This window comes from Leptolyngbya cf. ectocarpi LEGE 11479 (assembly GCF_015207065.1).
Classification (GTDB): Bacteria; Cyanobacteriota; Cyanobacteriia; order Phormidesmidales; family Phormidesmidaceae; genus Leptothoe; species Leptothoe ectocarpi.
On record NZ_JADEXP010000453.1, the window covers coordinates 1 to 4,386 of the forward strand.

Below are 4,386 nucleotides of genomic sequence, written 5' to 3' on the forward strand. Positions count from 1 at the left end.
ACAGATACGGCAGTGTCCTATCCCTTAGAGCAGTTGGCGGCATGATCCAAATTGTTCTACTGGACATCGAAGGTACCACTACTCCCATAGATTTTGTCACGAAAACACTTTTTCCCTACGCTCGCAGTCGTTACCTTTCTTTTTTACAGGAACATTCTACGTCCCCTGAGATTAGAGAGATTACTGACCGCCTTTGGCTGAGTTACCAGGATGAGCCCCTTTCATGCTGGCCTGAGAAAGACGATCTGGCTGGTGCAGCCGCCTACTTAAGGTATCTGAGCGATCAAGATCGCAAACTGACGGCGCTCAAAGATCTTCAAGGTAAGATTTGGCGGACGGGCTACGAGGATAGTAGCCTCAAAGGAGAAATGTACGATGATGTGATTCCTGCTTTGCAACAGTGGAAACAACAGGGGCGAAAAATAGCGATTTACTCGTCTGGCAGTGTTGCTGCGCAACAGTTGATTTTTGGTTGTAGCAACGTTGGTGACCTCAGACCTTATATTTCCAATTATTTTGATACTCAGATCGGGGCCAAGCTTGATGTCAGTAGCTATCAGAAAATAGCGGAGCACTTAGGTGTTACCCCCCAGGAGATCCACTTTTATTCTGACAACCCACGGGAAATAGAAGCCGCTCAGAAAGCAGGTTGTGTGGTTACAGAAATACGGCGAGAGCAACAGGATACTCTTTTGACTTGAGGAATAGAGATCAAATAAACGCCCCTAAGATGAGTACCCGGAGAGTATGGCTAATTTTTGAGCGAGTTCAGGATTGTATTGATGCTGCAGGATACGATAAATGCGATCGCACATCTGTTGATGATGTCTAAACGTGGTTTGGCGATCGCCTCGAACCCCGGATAAGCGTCGATTAATCTGGTCGTCTGGTAAACAGAAAAATACGCCGCCATCGGTATATTGAATACTCTCTTCTAGCAAATCAAAAATACGGGCGTTCCCAGTAATGGAGCCCTTAGGCTTGGCGCAGCCATACACATGCAGGCTCAAAAATGGCTCAGCACCAGCATTACCCATCTGATGAATCAGGCTATGGTCTACGGTTCGCACCATACCAGGACTGTAGTGGGCCATATCCAACGTACTCAGCAGACCTTTGGAAAAGCGATAAATATAATGTTCCGCCGCACCAAAGCATTGGACAGCCCCCCATTGGGCGGCTCCATGATCATGAATGGCACTAAAATCCCCCGGCACCCAAGACATCACCATAATTTCAAAATGGCCACCATCATAGACCAACCTGCGACCGTAGCTGTCGGCCACAGGATGCTCAAAATCAGCCCAGGGCATCAGTTCTTCGGGTAAGATGTTTACCTCCAGCAGAATCTCTTTTACCTGTATTGGAGTAAAGTGAGACGAACGCTGCAGGATCTCTATCAATTTCTGCAGCTTGATAGAGTATTCCTCGATGGGCAGCGTTGCTACAGTGGAAAGGCCAGTTTGACTCATGATCAGGCCGCTCCTATGGCACATTGTTTGGGTCGTCGGGCGTAGTCAATTAGCCAGTCAATGAATCGATCCATCACCGGCTGCCCGGTCAGCAGTTCTAACCGGGCAAAGCCGCCAATGTTACCCGCATTGATTTCGCTGATGCGCCAGGTGCGATCATCGTCCATCAAAAAGTCGTAGCCCAGGGTATGCAGGCCCAGAGCCTGATAGTGCTTGACCGTCTGTTGAATCGCCTCAACCTCCTCGGCTGAAATATCTGCCAGGGTACATTCGCCATCGATACTGACGTTGTTGACCCAGTGGCCTCGCTTTGAGCGGCGCAGATAGCTGCCGTAGATTTCACCATCGACCACCACCACGCGTTTATCTCCAGCATCGGTGCGTTGGAGAAAGCGACAAAACTGCAGCGGCTCTGTTTGTCCCGTTTGCAGATAAGTCATCACCGCTAAAAAGTCTGAAAATGAGCGTGTTCCGTCCAGGGCGTTGTCCACATAAAACGCTCCAGCCTCAAACCAAATCTTAAACACACCCTTACCCCCCGTACTATTGGCCTGTTTGGCCACAATGATCTGAAATTGTTCAAAGAAGGCTAACGCGATAGTCTCATCTGCCGTAACAATGGTTTCTGGGATATACTCCTCGGCCACTTTTAAAAGAAAATCTGATTTGATTTGCTGTTGCTTACTGGTAGGACTGTTGACAAAGCGGGTCCAGGTTTCCCACTGGCCTAATGCGTCTAGGTATCCAGATGGAAAGGGTTTAAGGGTGCGACAAAATATAAGATCAATGTCGTTGAGGTCAAGCTTAACCGGAGGGTGTGTCCCTAGCTCTATAAACGCTGGATAGGTCAGTTTTCCAGTAGACGATACAGCGGCAACATGGGGGGGAGTACTGGTAAACACCCCTGGTGTCGGCAAATGATAAAACTCTACTCGCGGATCGGCGGACAGGTTTTTATAAAACGTGGGAACGTCCAACGGTGGACTGCTGTATTGGGTTGGATCGCAAATGCTCAGAAGTTTCATCGCTGTTTAAGTGGCCGATGCAGCACTTTCGTTGCTGGCAGCCATGGTTTCCATCTCCATGGCATGATCTTTTTCCATGGGCGACATCCGTTTACCCAGGGTAGAAACCCAGACGCCAAGCATGATAATCGCAAAGGCAAGCACCTGAATCATAGAGGGTCGTTCTCCATTGAGGACAAAGGCATAGAACACAGCGAATACGGGCGTTAGGGAGGTCCATCGCCCCACCACGCGAGAATCTAAACGACCGAGGGCGGCATACCACAGGAACTGTGCCACCACGATCAGCACCAGCGCGTAGATGGCCATGACAATCCACAGCTGACCGGCAAAGGTTTCGGCAAAATGGTCTGGTCCAAACAAAATATTGGCGATGCCAAAAAACACAATGGCCGACACAAAGTTGCGGGCAAACACCACCGTTCTTAGAGGGGTATCTTTGGACAGCATAAATTTGCTGATGATGGATGCGATCGCATACACCAAAGTCGACGCCAGAATAAACAAATCACCCCGATTGATCTGAAACTGACTGCTAATAAACACAATGGCCAGAATGCCCACCATGATCAGCGAGAACCCCACCCATTCTGCTTTAGAGATGTGTTTGCCCCAAATTATTGCCCCGGCCAGAGCAAATAAAATCGGCCCCAGCCGTCCCAACAAGACTGAATTGGTCACCATGGTATGTTCTAGACCCACAAAAATGAGCCCGGACAGCAAGGCAGCGAGACAACCATTGATCAACAGCCCCAGCAGTATGCGGCGAGGCATTTGACGCAGGTCTTGAAAAATTGGCCCCGCACCAAACCAGGCCAACACTACCAATGCGGCACATAAATTGCCGACAAACAGCACATTGCAAAAAGAAATCGGTGTTTTCATTCCACCGCTGAGGGTCTCGGCATTAGCCACTAAAAAGGCAATAAGAGACGGTCGCAATGCCTGCAAGGCCCGTGACAAAACCAGCATAAATTTAGGATCGATGCCGGACACAAAAGACTGCTCATTCATAACTGGTTCCTAGCAGGTACGGGTATAGGCCCGATCGACACAGGCACCTGCCACAGGTTGGCCGTACCGAGACCCAGCAGCTGGGCCGCTTTGGCAAACGAGTAATGGGCTTCTTCTGACACAAAGGCAATCAGCTGAGGCCCCTTGACCAGACCCTCGTGTTTGAGGGTAGGAACGGCGCGGTGACGGGCCATGGCCATGGCCATTAAGTTGCCATTACTGCCCCCCGTGGTGAACTGACCTTCAGGATTGTCAAACCCCACCAGCTGACCCAGTTTGGCAATTACGGTCTGCTCAATCAGCGTAGCGACAGGGGCCACCTCATGGGTGTACATGGAGGTGTTGGCGGCGCTGGTCAGCAGGTCTCCCATAAAGCAGGGCGCACTAAATCCGCCCCATAGCTGGTTAAAGTAGGTGGGATGGGCAGTTTTGACGGCATAGGCCAGATAATTGGCAATATCGGCTTCTAAATCAGCCAGGGGTTTACCGTCGGTTGGTAAATCGAGGGAGATGCGATCTCGCAGCCGATCTGGCTCTAGATTGTGCGCAACCGGCTGGTCAGCAGTGGAGTCAGCAAAGAAAGCTTCGAGCTGTTGGAGCAGGCAAACATAATCAGAGGCTTGGAACATAGGGTGCTCTCACAAGTATTCATCAGACTAATCGAATAAAACTAGAGAAAACTGAGTATTCTCTGTGAACATACCGACTAGATAGTAAAATCAGACCGAGAATTGGGAAAATCATCAGCCCTAACGTCCCTAAAGAATGAGAATTTAATAGTTTTTGTAATTTGGCTTACAGCAAAATGGGATACTCTTTCCCAGAAAGGGAAAGACAACGGGGTGGGTTAGCCGTTAGCGCCAGCAGCCGAAACC

Annotated in this window: 5 protein-coding genes; 1 reads left to right on the forward strand and 4 read right to left on the reverse strand. The window is 49.7% G+C overall.

Going from position 1 to position 4,386, the window contains the following annotated elements:
* Positions 1-701, forward strand: a 701-nt coding sequence (gene mtnC / locus IQ260_RS28145; RefSeq protein ID WP_228016501.1) for an acireductone synthase, incomplete at its 5' end; no start/stop codon positions are given.
* 24 nt (positions 702-725) lie between these two features.
* Here mtnC and IQ260_RS28150 read toward each other — a convergent pair.
* From IQ260_RS28150 to IQ260_RS28165, 4 genes are read right to left on the reverse strand one after another with little or no spacing between them, the layout of a single operon-like run.
* Positions 726-1,472, reverse strand: coding sequence for a cysteine dioxygenase (locus IQ260_RS28150; protein WP_193996386.1), 747 nt, complete (start codon positions 1,470-1,472; stop codon positions 726-728).
* 2 nt (positions 1,473-1,474) lie between these two features.
* Entirely contained in the window at positions 1,475-2,497 is a 1,023-nt protein-coding gene (locus IQ260_RS28155) for an ATP-grasp domain-containing protein (RefSeq protein WP_193996387.1), read from the reverse strand.
* Between the two features lie 6 nt (positions 2,498-2,503).
* Complete coding sequence (locus IQ260_RS28160) at positions 2,504-3,511, reverse strand: DMT family transporter (protein WP_193996388.1); 1,008 nt, start codon at positions 3,509-3,511, stop codon at positions 2,504-2,506.
* Entirely contained in the window at positions 3,508-4,140 is a 633-nt protein-coding gene (locus tag IQ260_RS28165) for a pyridoxal-dependent decarboxylase (protein ID WP_193996389.1), read from the reverse strand. The genes IQ260_RS28160 and IQ260_RS28165 overlap by 4 nt, the downstream gene beginning before the upstream one ends.
* Between the last annotated feature and the right edge of the window lie 246 nt (positions 4,141-4,386).